At 32.6% G+C, this 20,826-nt stretch carries 20 protein-coding genes; 12 read left to right on the plus strand and 8 right to left on the minus strand.

Features of this window, described 5'->3' with window-relative positions:
• Window positions 1-219: 219 nt before the first annotated feature.
• From HMPREF2580_RS02590 to HMPREF2580_RS02615, 6 genes are all read left to right on the plus strand, one after another.
• Window positions 220-1,170 (plus strand): LCP family glycopolymer transferase, encoded by a 951-nt coding sequence (locus tag HMPREF2580_RS02590; RefSeq protein WP_070830306.1) that lies wholly within the window; start codon window positions 220-222, stop codon window positions 1,168-1,170.
• Between the two features lie 334 nt (window positions 1,171-1,504).
• Window positions 1,505-4,459 (plus strand): formate dehydrogenase subunit alpha, encoded by a 2,955-nt coding sequence (fdhF, locus tag HMPREF2580_RS02595; RefSeq protein ID WP_070830307.1) that lies wholly within the window; start codon window positions 1,505-1,507, stop codon window positions 4,457-4,459.
• A complete protein-coding gene (locus HMPREF2580_RS02600) occupies window positions 4,459-4,926 on the plus strand; it encodes a helical membrane plugin domain-containing protein (RefSeq protein ID WP_002443868.1) in 468 nt (155 codons plus the stop codon). The genes fdhF and HMPREF2580_RS02600 overlap by 1 nt, the downstream gene beginning before the upstream one ends.
• A gap of 161 nt (window positions 4,927-5,087) precedes the next feature.
• Window positions 5,088-5,309, plus strand: a complete 222-nt coding sequence (locus tag HMPREF2580_RS02605; RefSeq protein ID WP_002443867.1) for a hypothetical protein — start codon at window positions 5,088-5,090, stop codon at window positions 5,307-5,309.
• Between the two features lie 21 nt (window positions 5,310-5,330).
• Entirely contained in the window at window positions 5,331-6,107 is a 777-nt protein-coding gene (locus tag HMPREF2580_RS02610; protein ID WP_070830308.1) for an N-acetylglucosaminidase, read from the plus strand.
• A gap of 145 nt (window positions 6,108-6,252) precedes the next feature.
• Window positions 6,253-7,377 (plus strand): FAD-dependent monooxygenase, encoded by a 1,125-nt coding sequence (locus HMPREF2580_RS02615; protein WP_070830309.1) that lies wholly within the window; start codon window positions 6,253-6,255, stop codon window positions 7,375-7,377.
• A 194-nt stretch (window positions 7,378-7,571) separates the two neighbouring features.
• Here HMPREF2580_RS02615 and HMPREF2580_RS02620 read toward each other — a convergent pair whose 3' ends face one another.
• The 5 genes from HMPREF2580_RS02620 to HMPREF2580_RS02640 all read right to left on the minus strand — a co-directional run bounded on the left by HMPREF2580_RS02620 (window position 7,572) and on the right by HMPREF2580_RS02640 (window position 10,797).
• Window positions 7,572-8,531: a 2-hydroxyacid dehydrogenase family protein gene (locus HMPREF2580_RS02620; RefSeq protein WP_070830310.1), complete on the minus strand. Its 960-nt coding sequence runs from the start codon at window positions 8,529-8,531 to the stop codon at window positions 7,572-7,574.
• Between the two features lie 82 nt (window positions 8,532-8,613).
• Window positions 8,614-8,928 (minus strand): DMT family transporter, encoded by a 315-nt coding sequence (locus tag HMPREF2580_RS02625; RefSeq protein ID WP_070830311.1) that lies wholly within the window; start codon window positions 8,926-8,928, stop codon window positions 8,614-8,616.
• Between the two features lie 2 nt (window positions 8,929-8,930).
• A complete protein-coding gene (locus HMPREF2580_RS02630; protein WP_002443857.1) occupies window positions 8,931-9,260 on the minus strand; it encodes a DMT family transporter in 330 nt (109 codons plus the stop codon).
• Window positions 9,261-9,470: 210 nt separating this feature from the next.
• Window positions 9,471-9,971 (minus strand): CHAP domain-containing protein, encoded by a 501-nt coding sequence (locus HMPREF2580_RS02635; protein ID WP_070830312.1) that lies wholly within the window; start codon window positions 9,969-9,971, stop codon window positions 9,471-9,473.
• Window positions 9,972-10,293: 322 nt separating this feature from the next.
• Window positions 10,294-10,797, minus strand: coding sequence for a DUF4870 domain-containing protein (locus tag HMPREF2580_RS02640; protein WP_371106728.1), 504 nt, complete (start codon window positions 10,795-10,797; stop codon window positions 10,294-10,296).
• 424 nt (window positions 10,798-11,221) lie between these two features.
• Here HMPREF2580_RS02640 and HMPREF2580_RS02645 point away from each other — a divergent pair, with 424 nt between their 5' ends.
• Together HMPREF2580_RS02645 and nhaC are read left to right on the plus strand one after the other, a co-directional pair.
• Window positions 11,222-12,292, plus strand: a complete 1,071-nt coding sequence (locus HMPREF2580_RS02645; protein WP_002443851.1) for an NAD/NADP-dependent octopine/nopaline dehydrogenase family protein — start codon at window positions 11,222-11,224, stop codon at window positions 12,290-12,292.
• 65 nt (window positions 12,293-12,357) lie between these two features.
• A complete protein-coding gene (gene nhaC / locus HMPREF2580_RS02650; protein WP_070830313.1) occupies window positions 12,358-13,755 on the plus strand; it encodes a Na+/H+ antiporter NhaC in 1,398 nt (465 codons plus the stop codon).
• Window positions 13,756-14,109: 354 nt separating this feature from the next.
• Here the strand turns inward: nhaC and HMPREF2580_RS02655 are convergent, their stop codons facing one another.
• Window positions 14,110-14,868: a CHAP domain-containing protein gene (locus tag HMPREF2580_RS02655; RefSeq protein ID WP_070830314.1), complete on the minus strand. Its 759-nt coding sequence runs from the start codon at window positions 14,866-14,868 to the stop codon at window positions 14,110-14,112.
• Between the two features lie 591 nt (window positions 14,869-15,459).
• On the opposite strand from HMPREF2580_RS02655, the gene HMPREF2580_RS02660 reads away from it, so the two are divergent.
• From HMPREF2580_RS02660 to HMPREF2580_RS02675, 4 genes are all read left to right on the plus strand, one after another.
• Window positions 15,460-17,430 (plus strand): helix-turn-helix transcriptional regulator, encoded by a 1,971-nt coding sequence (locus HMPREF2580_RS02660; protein WP_070830315.1) that lies wholly within the window; start codon window positions 15,460-15,462, stop codon window positions 17,428-17,430.
• 35 nt (window positions 17,431-17,465) lie between these two features.
• Window positions 17,466-18,194: a transcriptional regulator, SarA/Rot family gene (locus HMPREF2580_RS02665; protein ID WP_044466804.1), complete on the plus strand. Its 729-nt coding sequence runs from the start codon at window positions 17,466-17,468 to the stop codon at window positions 18,192-18,194.
• A 42-nt stretch (window positions 18,195-18,236) separates the two neighbouring features.
• Window positions 18,237-18,560, plus strand: a complete 324-nt coding sequence (locus HMPREF2580_RS02670; RefSeq protein ID WP_070830316.1) for a PH domain-containing protein — start codon at window positions 18,237-18,239, stop codon at window positions 18,558-18,560.
• 362 nt (window positions 18,561-18,922) lie between these two features.
• Complete coding sequence (locus tag HMPREF2580_RS02675) at window positions 18,923-19,264, plus strand: SarA family transcriptional regulator (protein WP_037541600.1); 342 nt, start codon at window positions 18,923-18,925, stop codon at window positions 19,262-19,264.
• 111 nt (window positions 19,265-19,375) lie between these two features.
• Here the strand turns inward: HMPREF2580_RS02675 and HMPREF2580_RS02680 are convergent, their stop codons facing one another.
• Both HMPREF2580_RS02680 and ureG read right to left on the minus strand, forming a co-directional pair.
• Window positions 19,376-20,212, minus strand: coding sequence for an urease accessory protein UreD (locus tag HMPREF2580_RS02680; protein WP_070830317.1), 837 nt, complete (start codon window positions 20,210-20,212; stop codon window positions 19,376-19,378).
• Window positions 20,212-20,826: an urease accessory protein UreG gene (gene ureG, locus HMPREF2580_RS02685; protein ID WP_002443835.1), complete on the minus strand. Its 615-nt coding sequence runs from the start codon at window positions 20,824-20,826 to the stop codon at window positions 20,212-20,214. The genes HMPREF2580_RS02680 and ureG overlap by 1 nt, the downstream gene beginning before the upstream one ends.

Consider the following 20,826-nt stretch of genomic DNA (forward strand, 5'->3'; position numbering starts at 1 on the left):
CAGACATCTACTGCCAATATGTTAAATGAGGATGAGATATTAAATTATATTTCATCCTCATTTTTTGATTATATATATAAAATTATTCATTTTTGTTTATTCCTCTAAAATAAATCAATGAATAGGTCTACAGATGTATAGTAAATATTTTATTTTATAATATACTTATCAATGGAATAAGAATATGAATATGAAATAAAACGAAAAGGAGTGGTTGGAATGCGACGTTCAGATAAAAGAAAAATGAGCTTGCCAACTAAAATTCTTCTTTGGGTAGTGGGAATTTTATTTTTACTTACAGTTATTGCAGTCATCTATGTAGGTGCAAAAATATTTATTACGGGAGATAAAATTCATAACCCTTTAAATAGAAGTCATTCAGAATTACGTTCGGGAAAAGTAAACTTAAAAAATGGAGACCCTTTTACAATTGCTTTATTTGGTGTGGACTCTGATGCGGAACGTAAACAGCAAGGTGGAGGTCAACGTAGTGATACCATCATGATTTTATCAATTAATCCTAAAGAGAAGAAAACAGAATTAGTAAGTATACCTCGTGATACTCAAGCGAAAATTGTTGGAAGAGGAACAACAGAAAAAATTGCTCATGCCTATGCTTATGGTGGTCCAAATATGGCAGTTAATTCTCTTGAGAAATTAATGAACGTTCCTATTGATCATTATGCAACCATTGATATGGATGGATTACATGATATGATTGATGTTTTAGGTGGTGTGGATGTTGTAAGTAATGACACATTCTCAGTTGATGGTCTTCATTTTGAAAAGGGAGCAAAGACACATGTCTATGGCGATGAAGCAATGAAATTCATACGTAGTCGTAAAGAAGAAGGCGCTGGCGGTGACTTTGGTAGACAAGAACGTCAACAACTTGTGTTAGAAGCGATGGCTAATAAAATGTCGAGTGCTTCATCAATCACACATTTCAATTCATTAATGGACGAAATACAAAATAATGTAAAAACAGATTTAACACTTGGAGATCTTAACTTAATTAGAAAGAACTATAAAGATGCGAATCAAACAGTTAATCGTCATCAATTAGATGGTGAAGGCGGTATTCAAGATGATGGATTATACTACTTTGTACCAAGTGATTCATCTAAAAATGAAAATACTCAATTATTAAAAAATAACCTAGATTTATAAAAGAGGTACGATATTTAAAACTTTATTAAATGCTTACCTGCAGTTCGGAGGCTAGAACATCATTGATTGTTTTAGCCTCTTCTTTTTGTTTGAGGTGTCATTTTACTAGGTATAATTATAGTAACTAAAAAGGTAATTAGTGTTCTAATTGATATTAATTTTCAATTAAATAATTTTAAAATACAAAATACTAGTAAACACTTAACTTTTTACATAGAAAGTAATACAATTTAGATAATTCTATCTTGAAATATATGTGGGGTATTTTTCAGATAGAGAAAGCAAACATGAAAAGTCTATTACGGTAAAAAATATATAAATGGGGTGTAAGCCTATGCAAGAACATTTAGTCGTCACATTAGATGGCACTGATTATCTTGTGGAACCTGGCACAAATTTACTCGAGTTCATTCGATCTCGAGATACTTTCGTACCTGCGATTTGTTATAACGAATCAATGGGACCAATCCAAACATGTGATACATGTATGGTTGAAATTGATGGAGAGATTGCTCGAGCTTGTGGTACGACGATCGACCGTCCAATGAATGTTAAAACGAACAACGACGATGTTCAATCAAGTCAAAAAGAAGCATTAGATCGTATATTAGAAAAACATATGCTTTATTGTACTGTATGTGACTATAATAATGGCGACTGTGAAATTCATAACACGATGGATGAGTGGGGCGTTCAACATCAAACGTATGAATACAAAGAGAAGCCTTATGAAAAAGATTATGGTCCATTTTATCGTTATGACCCTGATCAATGTATCCTATGTGGACGTTGTGTAGAGGCATGTCAAGACGTAGAAGTGAACGAAACAATCAGTATTGATTGGGATCGTGAACATCCACGTGTGATTTGGGATAATGATGTACCAATTAATGAATCATCATGTGTGTCATGTGGTCAATGTGCCACAGTATGTCCATGTAATGCGATGATGGAAGTGAATATGGAAGGCAACGTTGGATATATGACTGATACTGAACCAGGTTCACTTGTAGCAATGATTGATTTAATTAAAAAATCTGAACCAGGTTATGGTCCTTTATTAGCGCTTTCTGATTCAGAATCTGAAATGCGTAAAGAGCATATCAATAAAACGAAAACAGTATGTACATATTGTGGCGTAGGATGCTCATTCGAAGTATGGACAAAAGATAGAGAAATTTTAAAAGTTCAACCATCTCATGATTCACCTGCAAATAAAATTGCATCATGTGTTAAAGGTAAATTCTCTTGGGGACATATTAATTCAGATCAACGTTTAACTAAACCATTAGTTAGAAAAGATGGTGCTTTCCATGAAGTAGAATGGGATGAAGCGCTAGAAGTCATCGCTGATAACTTCAATAATATTAAAGAGAAACATGGTGCGGATAGCTTATCATTTATTTCCTCTTCAAAAGCTACGAACGAAGAATCTTACTTAATGCAAAAACTAGCACGACAAGTGATTGGAACAAATAATGTAGATAATTGCTCACGTTATTGTCAAGCACCTGCTACGAAAGGTTTAACACGTACAGTAGGTATCGGTGGCGATGCTGGTGGTATTGATGATTTAGAAAAAGCAGCAATGACTGTATTAATTGGTACAAATACTGCTGAAGCCCATCCAGTTATTGCTTCACGAATGAAACGTGCACAAAAATTATTTGGTCAAAAATCTCATGTGTTTGACATTAGAAAACATGAAATGGCTGAACGTGCAGATGCATTCTATCAACCTAAACCAGGTACGGACTTAGTATGGTTAGGTGCAGTAACGAAATATATTATCGATAATGACCTTCATGATAAGGCATTCTTAGATGAATGGGTTGACTATTTCGATGAATATTATAAATCACTAGAACCATTTACAATGGAATTTGCAGAAGACACAACTGGTATTCCTAAAGAGCGTTTGATTAGCTTTGCCCATGAAGTTGCGAAAGCAGAATCCGTTGCAATTTGTTGGGCTATGGGTATCACGCAACAAGATATTGGTAGTGACTCAAGTACAGCAATTTCTAACTTATTACTTGTAACTGGTAACTATAGAAAGCCTGGTGCGGGTGCTTATCCGCTTCGTGGCCATAATAACGTTCAAGGTTGTAGTGATATGGGAAGTATGCCAGACCAATTCCCAGGTTACCAACTTGTAACTGACGATGAAATTAGAGCTAAATTTGAGAAAGAATACGGTGTGGAATTAAGTCCAACGCCAGGTCGCGATAATCATCAAATGATTGAAGGTATCCATAATGGCGATGTTCACTCACTATATCTATATGGTGAAGACACAGGAATTGTTGACTCTAATATTAACTTCGTTCAGGCTGCCTTTGAAAAGTTAGATTTCATGGTCGTACAAGATGAATTCTTAACATTTACAGCGACTTATGCAGATGTTGTATTACCTGCAAGTCCTTCATTAGAAAAAGATGGCACATTCACTAACACTGAACGTCGTGTTCAACGCTTATATAAAGCTTTAGATTCACTTGGTGACTCTAAAGCTGACTGGGAAATCTTCCAATTAATTGCGAATCAACTTGGTGCTAATTGGGACTACAGTCATCCTGGAGAAGTGATGGATGAGATTGCTCGACTAACACCTTCATATGCGGGTGTAAGTTACGATCGCTTAGAAGGTTTCAATAGTTTACAATGGCCTGTCGATAAAGACGGTAAGGATACGCCACTTCTTTATCTAGATGGATTTAATTTTGAAAATAAAAAAGCAAAACTTTATCCACTTACATTTGATAACTTCTTCAAAGAAGATGAAGTATATGATATTCACGTTAACAATGGACGTTTACTTGAACATTTCCATGAAGGTAACATGACATATCAAACTGAAATGATTAAATACAAAATGCCACATGCATTTGTTGAAATTTCACCTGAATTAGCTCAAGATCGCGATATACATGAAGGTGCTGAAATTAAACTTATCTCTGAGTCTGGAGAGGCAACATTGTTAGCACATATTACAGATCGAGTGAAAGGCAAAGAAATTTATATTCCGTTGAATAACGATGCAATGGCAAATGGCGATATGGGTGCAATTAACTTACTTACTAACAGTGACGTTGATAAATACACAGATACACCATCTTACAAACGTACAAGCGCACGTATGGAAGTCATTTCTAAACGTGGTAAGTCACCATTGAATCCTACAAACTTCCGTGTAGATAAACAGCGTCATCCACAATATAGTGTTCAAGTACAGAAAAAATGGAATCGTTCTGATTACGTATTCCCAGGGAAGCAGAGTGATAAATAATGGCTGAAAGAATAACTGAAATTAAACGTCTGAAAAAGTCACCTGAACAAATTAAGAGCGAAAATTTAAATGAAGTCATTGATGCTATAGCAGAGAATAAGGATAGTATTCTTAAGGCAATCCGTTTAATTAATACTTTAGATGAAGCGAAAATTTTAGATGCACTAAATGGTGGATTTAAAGCACGACAAGTGATTATTAATAAGTTTGCCGTTGAATTAAATAAAGATATCTATACAGGTTTATTATCTAATATGGCGCAAATGGTATTTCTACTTGGAGATCTCAATGTAAAAGATTTAAGCGACATGCTTAATCGCTTGAATAAAGGTTTACATGTAGCGAACCAAGCAAGTCCTAATGCACGTACATCTATTCGAAATCTTATGGGTATTCTAAAAGACGATGACATGAACCGTAGTTTAACTTATATGTTGAATTTACTTAAAGGCATGTCTCGCGATTAAAGTTCATTAGCAATATGTTTAAGGAAGTTGAGATAATTAAATATATCTCAGCTTCCTTTTTTTAATTCGACATTTACTTTCAACTTCATGTATGATGATATGTATATGAAAAAGTTAAATTCAAGGAGTGAAGACGTATCAATCCTAATATATTGAAAGCCATGGCAATAACTTCCAATGTCTTGTTAGTTATTGGAATCGTATTTTTAATTATGCTTAAACTCATGCTAGCGATTGCTTTCTTTGCAGTATCTTTAGCAATTAGTTTAGTGATATTTAATGTCATGTTTAGAGACCGTACAGGTATGAAGATTGCTATTAATGTATCATTCTTTATTGTTGTTATAGCAATTGTCATAGCCTATTTCGTTTTATCAAAATAGTGATTTAGGAGTTAGATATAAATGATGAAGCATCCTAAGTTTCGCATGACATCTCTATTAATCATTGCTATTTTAGTCATTTTTGTGGTTCTTTTCCTAATTTTCGATACTAATCTTTTTAAAAATGATATAAAATACACCTTCAATGAAGCTGTCGAAAGACAAAAAGGTGAAGGTGTCATTAATACTAAGGAAAAAGATGGCAAATTTGTAAATGCACAAGATAGTGATGTTGCGCGAGCGATGAAGATTAAACATGGCGATAATCCATTGAAATATATGGATATTTCTGAGAAAGTCCCTATGTCAGAAGCGGAAGTTAATCGTATTCTGAAGGGAAAGGGTATTCTTGAGAACCAAGGCCAAACGTTTATTAAGGCGCAAGATAAGTATGAGGTCAATATTATATATTTAATCAGTCACGCCCTAGTAGAAACTGGAAATGGTAAGTCTGAGCTTGCTAAAGGTGTGAAAGATGGACATCATCGTTATTATAATTTCTTCGGTATTGGTGCATTTGATGAAAATGCCGTTCATACAGGTAAGAGTTATGCCAAACAAGAATCATGGACTTCTCCTGAAAAGGCGATTATGGGTGGTGCATCATTTGTAAGATATCATTACTTTAAAAATAATCAGCTTAACTTGTATCAAATGCGTTGGAACCCGCAAAATCCCGGTCAACATCAATATGCGAGTGATATTAATTGGGTAGACAATATAGCTGATATGATGAAAAAGTATTACGATAAGTTTGGTATTAAAAAAGAAGATATTAGAAAGAAATATTATAAATAAGATAGAGGTTAGCACATGGTCAAAGATGTTGCTAACCTCCTTTTATGAATATGTAAAATTTAACTTTTAAAATACTGAGTCGAACTTTTAAACACTACAACATATGATAAAATATTAACGAATGATAAATTTGAGGTGTATACGAATGAAAATTGCAATTGTAGGTGCAGGTATTGGTGGATTAACAGCTGCTGCACTTTTAGAAGAGCATGGTCATGAAGTAAAGGTGTTTGAGAAAAAAGCATCTTTAAGTGAGGTTAGCGCAGGAATCGGAATAGGCGATAACGTCCTTAAAAAGTTGGGTAATCATGATCTTGCTAAAGGGATTAAAAACGCTGGGCAAAATTTGACAGCGATGAATGTGTACGATGAAAATGGACGTGAATTAATGTCTGCACAATTAAAACGTCAAACGTTAAATGTCACATTACCACGTCAATCGTTACTAGAAATCATCAAATCTTATGTTCAGCCATCCTCTATTTATACTGAGCATGTTGTAACAGGATTAGAGCAAACGAATTCTAAAGTCACAGTGCATTTTTCAGAACAAGAGAGTGAAGCATTCGACTTATGTATTGGCGCTGATGGGCTTCATTCTAAAGTAAGAGAAGCGGTGCAGGCGCCTACTAAAATTAATTATCAAGGCTATACTTGTTTTAGAGGACTTGTAGATGATGTTCAACTTAAAGATGAACATGTGGCGAATGAGTATTGGGGTACTAAAGGTAGAGTGGGCATTGTACCACTGATTAATAATCAAGCATATTGGTTTATTACTGTACCTGCTAAAGAAAAGGATCCTAAATATCAAACATTTGGAAAGCCACATTTGCAAGCTTACTTTAATCATTTTCCTAATGAGGTGCGTCAAATATTAGATAAACAAAGTGAGACAGGCATCTTATTAAATGATATCTATGATATGAAACCTTTGAAAACATTTGTCTACGGTAGAACGTTATTATTAGGAGATGCAGCTCATGCAACGACACCTAATATGGGACAAGGTGCAGGGCAGGCAATGGAAGATGCGATTGTGCTAGTTAATTGCTTAGAAGCTTATGACTTTGATAAAGCGATTGAAAGATATGATAAATTACGCGTTAAACACACTGCTAAAGTGATTAAGCGTTCTAGAAAGATTGGGAAAGTCGCACAAAAACGTAATCGATTCGTTGCTAAATTACGTAATGCAATGATGAAAGTGATGCCTAATACTTACGCATCCGCACAAACTAAATTTTTATATAAATCAAAGGAAAAATAAAAAGAAAGATGGGAGCGGAACAGAAAAATAATTTAGCAAAATTATTTTCGTTGTTCCGCCCCGGCAAGGATGGCTAGGATTGAGAGAAGCTTGATATAAGCGCACTTTCAATTCAGACATCTACTGCCAATATATTAAAGGAGGCTGGAGTATCTAATGATTTCTCGTCCTCCTTTTTTGTTTAGAGTGATCGTCTATTTATTATTTACGACGAATTGTGGTTCGTCACCATTTAATTTTTTAATTGTATCATTTGCTACAATTTTAGCCATGAAATCTCTAGCTTCGAATGTTGCATTACCAATATGAGGTGTGAGTACAATGTTCTTAAATGATTTAAGTTCATCAGTGATTTCTGGTTCGAATTCATAAACGTCTAAAGCTGCGCCTTCGATTTCTTTATTTTCAAGAGCTTGAACAAGTGCCTGTTCATTTACTATTGGTCCTCGACCCACATTGATAAGGTAAGCAGTAGATTTCATTTGTTTAAATTGTGCAGTATCGATCAAGTGATGTAAATCTGGATTATACGCTGCATTGATTGTAATAAAATCAGCATTTTCTAATAACGTATCTAAATCCACATATTTGGCACCAATTTCACGTTCTTTTTCTTCTTTACGATGAGGTCCTGTATATAGAACGTCCATATCAAATGCACGTGCACGTTTAGCTACTGCACCACCAATTTCTCCTAAACCAATAATACCAATCGTCTTTCCTGACACTTCTCTACCACGGAAGAATAGCGGTGCCCATCCATCAAATCCTTGAGTTCTAGATAGTTCGTCACCTTCAACGATTCTGCGTGCTACACTTAAAATTAAACCAATTGTTAAATCAGCTGTAGCATTTGTTGAAGCCTTTGGTGTATTCGTTACATCTATATTTTTCTCTCTAGCATAATCAATATCTACATTATTGAAGCCAGCACCATAATTAGTGATAATTTTAAGGTTTTTGCCACTATCAATAACTTCTTTATCGACGTTTGTTGAAAGTAAACTAACTAAAGCAGAGGCATCTTTAACGCCTTCTTTTAACGTTTCTTTATCTATAATGCCATCCCCATCATACATCTCTACTTCAAAATGTTCTTTTAATAAATTTAATCCCACTTCAGGAATTGCGCCTGCGATATATACTTTTTCCATCATTATCACTCCTTCTTTTAATATCAGTATAGTAAAAGAGGAAAGCGCAAACAATAAATAAAGCTAATTACATGTGTTGTAATTAGCTAATTAAACGTAATCCTACTACAGCTATAAGTATCATTAAAATACAAATAATTCTTCCAACATGTTTAGATTCTTTATAGAATAACATGCCAATGATGGTACCACCAGCAGTGCCTATACCAGTCCAAATTGCGTAAGCTGTACCCATTGGGATATCATGCATTGCAAGCTTTAAAGTACTAAAACTTAATATAAAAGCAAGGCCTAAAAAAATGACATATATCTTATTTTGGGTGCGAGACAATTCGTTAAGTAAGACGACACCAAGTACCTCTAGTCCGCCAGCAATAAGTAAAAATATCCATGACATCTTTATTGACCTCCTTCTTCATTTTCATTTGTAGTAAGTTTCAAACCGATAATACCTGCAATGAGGATAATCATTAAGATGACTTTAGCAAGAGTAAAAGGTTGATTAAAGAAAATCATATCTACAAGCACAGTGCCAACTGCTCCAATACCTACGAAAAAGGCATAAACTGTACCTACTGGTAAGTGTTTAGATGCATCGATAACAAGATAGAAACTTAAAGCAATAAAAAAGAGGGTAACTACCCAACTTAATAAAGAATGTGCATTATCTAAACCTGTAACCCAGATGATTTCCACAAATCCTGCTATGACGACTTTTAGCCATTGCATATGTATATGCCTCCAATTGATAGTGATAAAACTATTCTCTCAAATAAGAAGGGGATAGGCAATCTAAGAAGGTTGAGTACGGTGGCATTCAAAATTGGTTAATGTAAAATATTAGTTTAAAAAAGACTAAAAAATACCCCTTAAGGTATAAATGTTTTGGATTTTACCTTAAAGGGATGAAATGATTTTATTTATCATCTTAGAGACTGATTAGTCTAAGTGGATGTAATTGTATGAACTTGCTTCACTAGATGAGATTGTTCGTGTATCTACAACATAAGGGCCACCGTTATAGTTCATTTCTGATACGGTAACTGATCCATCGCTGCCCACATTTTCTACATAAGCGACGTGACCATATGCGCCATTAGATGATTGTAAGATAGAACCTTTTTCAGGTGTGTGATTAACTGTGTAACCAGATGCTTCAGCTGCAGAAGCCCAGTTGTTAGCATTTCCCCATGTTGAACCAATTTGTCCTCCCACTTTATCGAACACGTACCAAGTACATTGACCTGCTGTATATAAGTTACCTGAAGTAGAAGATGCTGATGTAGTTTCTGTACTATAAGATTGTTGATTACTAGTTTTGTATTGAGTGTTGTTTTGTATATTTTGCGTATTTTCTGCGGCATGCGCATTTGATGTTGTTCCCAATAATGATGCGCCAATACCCGCTGTTAATGTAGTGATAGTTACTAATTTTTTCATAATTTAAAAATCCTCCCAAAGTTGATAACGATAATTTGATACATCTTAAAATGTAGCGACTTTGTATTAAGAATACATCTCGTTAAATGTTTGACGTCATCTGTAACGACACAACATACTCTAACAGATAAATTTTTATTTGTGGGTGTTGTTACGGTTTCGTAAACCAATTAAAAAAACCTTGACCATCGTTGTAATAAACGACCATCAAGGTTACAGTGTGTTACAAATTCTCTGTGGGGCATAGCTAGTTCATTTGTGTAGATAATTAGGCAAAAAAGCTTATGGATTTATTACAAGGTCTTGTAATAAACCATTTTTACTATTTAATGAAAGGAATAGTAAAAGGTATTTTATAAGTTTTGCCTGACATGTATTTCACACAACCAATAATATTGAAAACTAAAGCAACGATTGATAATACAACTAGAGCCAAGGCAATTATTACCGTAATGATAACTGCAATAGCTGCTATTACAGTATTATTCGGATTTAACATAGCTATAAACATGAAAACATAAACTAAAATCACACCTACAATTGCATAAATAAAATAAGAAATAAAGTAATTTAAATAAGTCTTACCTGCTGTATCAACAAGTTTTGAGTCTTTACGTTTTACTAACCAAATGACAAGAGGTGCGATAAAGCTTGTGAATAAACCTAGTAGATAGATGAGCATTGACATTAAACGTGCGTCTTGATCCTCATCTTGTCTAATTTTTGAATTGTGTTCATCTGAAGTATGTTGATTCTGTTGTTGCGATTGAGTTAAACTCTCGGAATGACGCTCGTTGTTATTACGCTCTGACTCAGATGTATACATTGGGTTTGAATTTGATTCTGATTCGTTGAAACGGTGATTTTCACTGTTATCCATAATATGTATCCTCCAAAATAAATAATTTAACACACATAATACACTTATAACTATATCAAAACAAAATATATTATTAAATGATAAATTTAAATTTCTAACTTAAAATACCAAATAAGTTTAAAATATGTTTTAATCGGTTATATAGTATTGTTAATCGACATGACATATTAAGGTTTGTCGAGAATCTGAAATAATGAATTAGAAAATAACGTTTGAGCAATAACTTTTAAATAACCGCGGAGCGGGCCGCAGAATTCAATAACATAAAGATTGAATTCAGACCCACTCCTTTTTTATGAAAAGATTTAAAATGATAGAAACCATACATAGGAGAATATTTAACAACTTTAAGATGAAAGAGGGATAAAGTATGAAAATAGCTATTGTTGGTTCAGGTAACGGGGCAGTAACAGCTGCAGTAGATATGGTAGATAAAGGTCATGACGTGAAATTATACTGTCGTAACGAATCTATTGAAAAATTTAATAATGCTTTCGAAAAAGGCGGATTTGATTTTAATAATGAGGGCGAAGAAAAGTTTATAGAATTTACTAATATAAGTGATGATATTGAATATGTTCTAGAAGATGCTGATATCGTTCAAGTTATTATTCCATCATCATTTATTGAATATTATGCTAAGGTGATGTCTCATTATGTGACAAATGAACATCTTATTTTCTTCAATATTGCTGCATCTATGGGGTCTATTCGTTTTATGAATGTATTAGAAGACCGTCACATTGATGTACATCCTAAATTTGCTGAAGCAAACACACTCACTTATGGAACGCGTGTAGATTTCGACAATGCACGTGTAGACTTATCATTAAATGTACGAAGAGTCTTTTTCTCAACATTTGATCGTAGCGAACTTAATGAAAGTTATGAGAAAGTATCACAAATTTATGATCATCTTGTTAAAGAAGAAAGTCTATTAAAAACAAATCTTGAAAATGGTAACCCTGAAGTGCATCCAGGTCCAACACTCTTGAATGTTGGTCGTATTGATTATGCGGAAAATTTCTCACTTTATAAAGAGGGGATTACAAAGCACACGGTTCGTTTACTCCATGCAATTGAAATTGAACGTTTAAATTTAGGAAGAAAATTAGGGTTTGAATTGTCTACAGCTAAAGAATCTCGTATTCAAAGAGGCTATTTAGAACGCCAAGATGAAGATGAACCATTAAATCGTTTGTTTAATACGAGTCCAGTATTTTCACAAATTCCGGGTCCTAACCACGTTGAAAATCGTTATCTAACTGAGGATATTGCGTTTGGTTTAGTTCTATGGTCAAGTTTAGGAAGAGTGATAGACGTACCAACGCCTAATATAGATGCAGTCATTGTTATTGCATCTACAATATTAGAGCGTGATTTCTTTGAGGAAGGTCTTACTGTAGAAGAATTAGGCCTTGATAAATTAGGTTTAGAATAATTGAACACGATTAAATATTAAGAAAAGAGGTTTTGCATCAAATCACTGCTGAAGGGAGTAATCGTATGACACAAAAATATAGAAAGCCTACATTTTTGGAGTCAATTTCAACGATTATTGTGATGGTTATTGTCGTTGTAATTGGATTTATCTTTTTTAATATACCTATTCAAGTGCTGTTATTAATTTCATCAGCATATGCTTCTTTTATAGCATATCGAGTAGGATTAAGATGGGAAGATTTAGAAGAAGGTATTTCAAAGAGACTTAATACTGCCATGCCTGCCATTTTCATTATTTTGGCTGTAGGTATTATCGTTGGGAGCTGGATGTTCTCAGGAACAGTACCGGCATTGATATATTATGGATTAAAGTTTCTTAACCCAAGCTATTTTCTAGTATCTGCGTTTATCATTAGTGCAATAACATCAGTTGCTACAGGTACAGCATGGGGATCTGCTTCAACAGCAGGTATTGCTTTAATTTCTATTTCCAATCAATTAGGTGTAGCTCCTGGTATGGCAGCTGGGGCCATCATTGCAGGGGCGGTATTTGGAGATAAAATGTCGCCACTTTCTGATACGACGAACTTGGCTGCTTTAGTGACAAGGGTAAATATTTTTGCTCATATTAAATCGATGATGTGGACCACTATCCCTGCATCAATTATAGGACTAATCGTGTGGTTCTTTGCTGGGTTACACTCTGGAGGTAACGCTAACCCGAAACAAATTCAAATGTTACTGAGTGAATTAGATAAGGTTTATAATATAAATTTAATTGTGTGGATACCACTTATTGTTATTGTGATATGCTTATTATTGAGAGTATCTACGGTGCCATCCATGCTCATTTCAAGTCTAAGTGCTTTATTAGTGGGAACGTTTAATAATCATTTTAATATGATTGATGGTTTCAAAGCGACATTTGAAGGTTTCAGTCATACTATGGTTCATCAGTCTCATTTATCTAAGAATGTAATATCGTTAATAGAGCAAGGTGGCATGATGAGTATGACACAAATTATAGTTACGATTTTTTGTGGCTATGCATTTGCTGGTATTGTGGAGAAAGCCGGATGCCTAGACGTGATGTTAGAGACGGTAGCAAAAGGTGTGAAATCTGTAGGTACACTTATATTAATAACTGTTGTATGTTGCTTGATGCTTGTCTTTGCTGCTGGAGTGGCTTCAATTGTAATTATTATGGTCGGCGTATTGATGAAGGAAATGTTTGAAAAGATGGACCTGTCTAGACCAGTACTGTCACGTACACTAGAAGATTCTAGTACAATGGTCTTACCACTTATACCATGGGGAACTTCAGGTATTTACTATGCTCAACAGCTAAATGTATCCGTTGGAGAATTCTTTATTTGGACTGTACCTTGTTATTTATGTGCTTTCATTGCAATTATCTATGGATTTACAGGTATTGGAATAAAGAAGTTAAGTAAAAACTAAGTTTAATCTTATTTTTAAGTGGAATATATTTAATATGTTGAAACATGATTTGTAGATATAAATGTAGCGATTATATCTCGTATAGTTTTAACATTTTAATATCCTTCTATATAGTTGTTGTATTTATTTTGTAGCGGAATGGATACATAACTATATGAAAGTAACGAATTCTTTTGATACATCTTATTCATACGTGATAATGATTTAGAATGACTGTACATGAATATTTGAATTTGTTTAAGAAAAAATAGTTTTTTAGCCTATTGCCTATTGAGGTAATAGGTCTTTTTTTATAGAAAAATAAAAAACATTCATCCTGTTAAAAGGATGAATGCTTTTAATGAAGTGCGTATATTAGTGAATGTAGTTGTATGAAGCAGCTTGGCTAGCAGAGATTGTACGAGAAGTTACAACACCTGCACCATGTCCGTAGTTCATTTCTGAAACAGTGATTGTACCATTGCTGTTTACACTTTCAACATATGCTACATGACCGAATGCACCTTGTGAAGTTTGTAAAATTGCACCTTTAGATGGTGAATTATTTACAGTGTAACCTGCTGCAGCGGCAGCGTTTGCCCAGTTATTTGCATTGCCCCAAGTTGAGCCGATTTTTCCGCCAACTCTATCGAACACATAATACGTACATTGACCTGAAGTATATAAATTACCGCCTGCTGAAGAAGCATTTGATAATGAAACGCCATTTGAAGATGGTGCTGATGTAGATGTAACATGAATATTTCTGCTAGTTGAAGAATAGCTAGAACCTAAACCACCAGTTTGATTATAAGCGTTTGAATAAGATTGATTAGTATTACCATAATTATTGTAGTTGTAGTAATTATTTGAATTACTATAGTTAGAGTAGTTGTTATAGTTGTAATTATTGTAGTTATTGTAGTTATTGTCTAAACGATCTGGGCTCCAGTTACCTTGCCAAGTGTAATGATAGTTACCTTCTTGATCGATTGTGTATGAATAGCTGTAAGAAGATGGATCATTTGGGTTGTAACCACCATTATTTTGTTCTGCTGCGTGAGCATCGTGACTTGCAAAAGCGAAAGTAGCGATTCCGGCAGTTGCGATTGTAGCTGTAGCGATTTTTTTCATTGATAAATATCCTCCTGAAAATTAAATTATAATTTTTTATTTAATAGAAATGTAACCAGTAGGTTACTCATTTTTTATTTCGTTCTCTTAACGACAAGCAATACTTTAACAGAAAAAAGTACGCTTGTGTGCCTTGTTAACGTTTTGTAATTTTTTGCTAATATTGTTACACGATTTCATTTAACTCAATTTTTAATTTTAAACTGGTTAAATTCGATGATGACAGGTTTTTATATTTTTAGAACATATTTCCTTGTTACAACACTGTAAATTTACAGAAAATTCTTTAGGACAATTGAATTTGTTAATAATCGATTTTTCTAATGAATTAAAATATAAAAAAATATAACGAATGAGTAAATAGAGTGGATATTAAAAGATTTATTAAGGATATTGAGGTAAAAATATTGAGTTAGGCTATTTAAATAAAAATGAAAATTGATATAATATTAATCTAATTTGTTACAGCTAAAATTTTGAACATTGTACAATTATTAGTGAAAAATAGATGTTGTCTAGTTAAATTTAGTTTTGACAGTCGGGGAGAAGTTTATTAAACAAAAACACATTAATACATCGCGAGGAAGACATATGAGAGATAATTATTCGATACGTGTTTTTAACCATTTAGCTATAGAAACAACTAAAGCGTTAAGTATAAGAGTATTCTACTGTTTAAAAGGCAATTGTAAAATGACTATCAATTTACAAGAATTTGACTTAAGCAAAGATGAAATCGCATTTGTGATTCTAAATGATATTTATAGTATAGAAAGTAGTAAAGATTCGATATGCTGCGTGATCGACATACCTATTCATTTATATATGAGAATTACTGGGCATCATATTTTATCCAGTGGTTCAAAAATTGATAAAGATGAAAAAGGTAGAACTAAATATTGGATTTTAAAATTATTAGAAATGCATTGTCTCCAGAAAACAGATGAAGTAGAAACGAATAAATTAATTCAATATATTCTTGTAGAATTAAGTACTTGTAAAGTTGAATATTTAAAGTTTAATAAGAGGATGTATTTTTCTGAAGAAGTTCATGAATATTTAGTCAACCATCATGATAATAAGATAAATAAACAAGATTTGGTTAATGCAGTAAATATATCTAATCAAACACTTACGCATATGTTTAAGGAAACGCCTTTTCAAACATTTAATCAATATCTTAATCATATTCGATTAAAGTTTTGTCTTATCGATATTTTAACTACACATAGACCAATTGAAGATATAGCTATTGAGCATGGATTTCATCATTATTCTCGATTTATACAGTTATTTAAAGATACATATGGACAAACACCTAAATTGATTAGAAAAGATTATAGAACGACGTCTATCTTCCAAAATGAATCTGAAGAAATTGATTTAAATCGACATATTCTAAAGTTAGTGAGTTCAATACAAGAAACAACTCAGCATAAAATAGAAGAACGACAAATAAAGATGAAAGAAAGTCATGTGAGATATCATCCGTCAGACATCTACATTGAACAAAATAAAAGTAATTATTTTGATCAATTGTCTTTTCTAAATATGAAACGAGCGCTAAATATCAATAAAAGAACGATACACTATATTGTAGAGTTGGATTATTTAAATATTTCAAAAGAAAGAGAAGTGTTTATCAAAGAGTTATACAAACTCTTACACTTTATTGCAGATTCAAATATGTCTCCAATATTTAAAATAACAACTCAAAGGTCAGATGTATTTACTTCAAATGAAAAAATGTCTTTTAATCATGCATTAGATGTATTGTTTTTAGTATTAAGACAATTTAACCATCTTCATTTAGGATTTCTTATTGAAAGGGTGACAAGTCATTTTGTTGAACAACTTAAACAAATGATTAATAGATATTTTGAAGAGTATCAATTGATTTATCGATTTAAAAAGGGTCAATACGAAGAAGTAGATTTAACACAAATAGAGTCAAAAGTGGATAAAATCATGACACCTGTCATGCAACTTGAAACAGTAAACATTTCACTCTCCAAATTAATTGTTGAAGTAGATTGTTTAGTAAATAGTAAAGAAACGATATTAAATCAAACAATACTTAATCATTTTAAATTATTGATGACGCATTATGATAAATTGGGCGGATTAGTGTTACCACAATCTGAACAATATGAAATAACTAAAGCAGTCAAACAAGAATTAAACTCGTTTCAGTTATTAACATATGTATTAAGTATGCTAAATCAGTTAAGAGGATATATTGTTTACAGAAGCGATGAGATGATAATGACACGATATAAACATGAGTATCAAGTGGTAACTTACTTTTTAAATAGTAAGGTAAAAATGAATGTGCATCAGTATCGATTAATTTTTTCAGATATTAAACAACTCAGCCATGCAGACAGTGAATATATAGATATTCAACAATATGCGATGAATGAGAATAAAAGTCTGGACAATCTTATGCTGTATCATCAACAGCATTGGTTAGCTAAATTAAATCATAAAGACGTAATAAATTCTTCAATCGATATTCCTAAAGTTAGTATTGCCCACATCAAATTTCTTAGTTCATTGTAGAGCGTGGTTGATTGCTAAGAGAGGATTGTCATCAAATGCATCAACAGAAGATTAAAAGTTTTCTTGCGCACTTTGTATTAGATCACATATCAATAGAATATTTAAGATTTTCCTATTACTTAACAATAGAACAATTTAAACTATTACAGTTTATTTATCAATTTACTCATCATCACAGCGAAGGCTTAAGTTTGAATGCTATTATTTTTTACAAAAATTATCAAAAAAATCATTTACTTAAGCTCATTACCCATTTATATGATTTTAATTGGATTTCAAAAGAACGCGATCCATTAGATCAGAGGCGACTAGTCATTAATTTAACTCAGCATCAACGAGAAAAAGTATTACAAATGTTTGAAGATTTTAAAGCATTTCTAGAAATGAAGTCAAAGTCAATCAAGCATATACATCACTTCACCATCATTCCATACTATTTTACGTGTCATGAACAATTTGAAGAAATTCAAAAATCCGCCAACTTTAAACACTTATCATTGGAAGAACTTTATATTCTAGGTTTACTTATTATTAACAACAAGCAAACCACTTTTAAAAATATTAAAGCACATTCGTTAAAAGGGATTGTTACAGTGAGTCCAATTATTAAGAAATTACAATTAAAAGGTTATGTAGATAAAAGTAGAAGTAAGGAAGATGAGCGAAATATCGTATTAACTATTAAAGAAGAGAAGGTACCTTATATCAAATCTACAATTGAGGAATGTTACAGATGTCTAGAAAAGGGAATAGAACAATTATAATTAAATTTATAATGAAAGATATAGCAAGGAGCGTAATTACTTATGATTCTAGACAATGTAAATCCAGACGATTTATTTCCAACTGAAAAGAAAGGACCATCAGTTTTAGGTGTGATTGAGTATAGCGTGCAAGGTCAAAATGAATTCGAAGGTGCTTTTATTGCCACGAATGAACGCTTAATCATGAATGTAGATATGAATGGTCAATTCTACTATAGAAATATTCGTTATGATGAAGTGAATCAAGTTGATTATGACGGTAAAGATATCATGTTTGAATTTAATATTGGGAAGGTCCCAATGAAACAAATAAAAACTGAGGATGTACAAGCGTTTGTAGATTACGTTAAGCAAAAGATTCAATAAAAACGTGTAGCTATTGATTTGAATATAAACTTTGATGTCAAAATACCTTTTAATCATTCTTAACAAAATATTATGTGAAGTCCAATTAAACTGATAGGTAATATAAAAAATTTAAAAAATACGTTGGTGTAATTAGTGTTATATCATTTGGATTATAAATTTTAATTACATCAAAATCACTAATATAAATGTTTGGGTTTAGAAATAAATCTATAAATGCATATTGTAGTAATAAAAATATTGAATTTTTATACCTATTTGTTTAAAATGTATTTTGTAACATGGGCGGAGAAATTTTCGATTAGATAAAATACATGTGAACCTTTCTACAACAAGATGTGCATCAGAGGAGTGGTTTTAAAATGGGAAAAATAAAAGACATCAATGATTTGGTCAATGCTACATTTCAAGTGAAGAAATTTTTTAGAGATACTAAAAAGCAGTATAATTTAAATTATGAAGAAATTTATATTCTTAATCACATTTTAAAAAGTGAATCTAACGAAATATCTTCAAAAGAAATTGCTACATGTTCAGAATTTAAACCGTACTATTTAACGAAAGCATTACAAAAGTTAAAAGACTTGAATTTACTATCAAAAAAGCGAAGCGTGCATGATGAAAGAACAGTTATTGTATTTGTAACAGCAGAACAACGAGAGAAAATTAAAAAGTTAATTGCAGAATTAGAAAAATATATTTAATAATACTAGAGAACTGAAGTTTCATGTGTGTTTTAAGATGAAGATTTCTAAAAAAGACTAGGTATACTACCAATATAGTGTACCTAGTCTTTTTAAATTGAACAAAATTATTTAGTATTTTCTTAAAAAATCAAGTTGACGATGATAAAGTCTTTGTGCAATGAAGGATTGAACATGTGTTAATATCTTTTCAATTGCTTGAGTGCGGTGCGCGAGTATTCTGATAGCAAGACCGTGAGTAGGTAATTGAGACATGCCTAATCTACAATCCATTTCCTTTTCAAAATGAGAAATCGTGTCATAAATGTCATCTATAAAGTTCTGATTGACATCAGGATGAACGAAATACGCTGAACCTAGATGTGTATAATCTTCCATATAACCCATTGAGTCGATTTGATTCTTCTCAGGATTTAATAACATATTGTCAAATGTGACTAATTCACCATCCATATATATTTCATTCACTAAATGCATATATTTATAGGTAAAGTCTTGGTCGTTGGAAGAATAACCAGGTGTCAAAATATCTGTGTAAAACATTGAACTTCCACTTTTCAAATTAAAGGTATTATGTTGATAGAATTTAGCATTTTCATAAGCAATAATAGGATCTGCCACAAATTCCATATATGAATCATTCTCTAAATTGAATGTCTGATATTGTTCCACACGGTCATTCAAAGTTTTATAAATTTTAGTTGCACCTTGTGATGTGAGTGTGACTTGTGCATTTTCTTCAAGATTTATATTTAAACGATATCGGTCGCCGTCTAAATATCCGCCACCTACATTTACAATGTAAAAGGTTGGAATTGTAGATTGATTAAGATAGACAGGACGAATGACTTTCAGTGCTTTCTCGAAAAATATATCTCGTGCAACTGAACGTTTACCGTTATGAAATACTGTTAAGTCAAGTTCTCCTGTCCATTTAGATTGTGTCATTATGCTAACCCTTTAAGTAGTGTATCTCGTTCAATCCATTCAATTACTTCGTCTAAACCTTCGTCTGTTTTCAAATTAGTGAAAGCGAAAGGTCGATTACCGCGGAAAACTTTAGTATCTTCAGCCATTTGATTTAAAGATGCGCCTACATATGGTGCTAAATCTGTTTTATTAATAATGAAGAAATCAGATTTAATCATCCCTTGACCACCTTTACGTGGAATTTTTTCGCCTTGCGCAACATCGATGATATAAATTGAAAAATCAACAAGTTCAGGACTGAATGTAGCAGCTAAATTATCGCCACCTGATTCAATAAAAATGAGTTCTATATCATCGTTACGTTCTAATAATTCATCAATTGCTGCAAAATTCATAGAAGCATCTTCACGAATAGCAGTATGTGGGCATCCACCCGTTTCTACACCAATAATTCTATCTTCAGGTAATACGCCCGTATTGACTAATATTTTTTCGTCCTCTTTAGTATAAATATCATTTGTAATAACACCGATACTCATATCTTTTGATAGACGTTTAACGACTTTTTCAATTAATTGAGTTTTACCTGCACCTACAGGTCCGCCAATTCCAATTTTGATTGGTTCTGCCAT

The sequence above is a fragment of the Staphylococcus sp. HMSC036D05 genome (genome assembly GCF_001836225.1).
GTDB classification, from domain to species: domain Bacteria; phylum Bacillota; class Bacilli; order Staphylococcales; family Staphylococcaceae; genus Staphylococcus; species Staphylococcus caprae.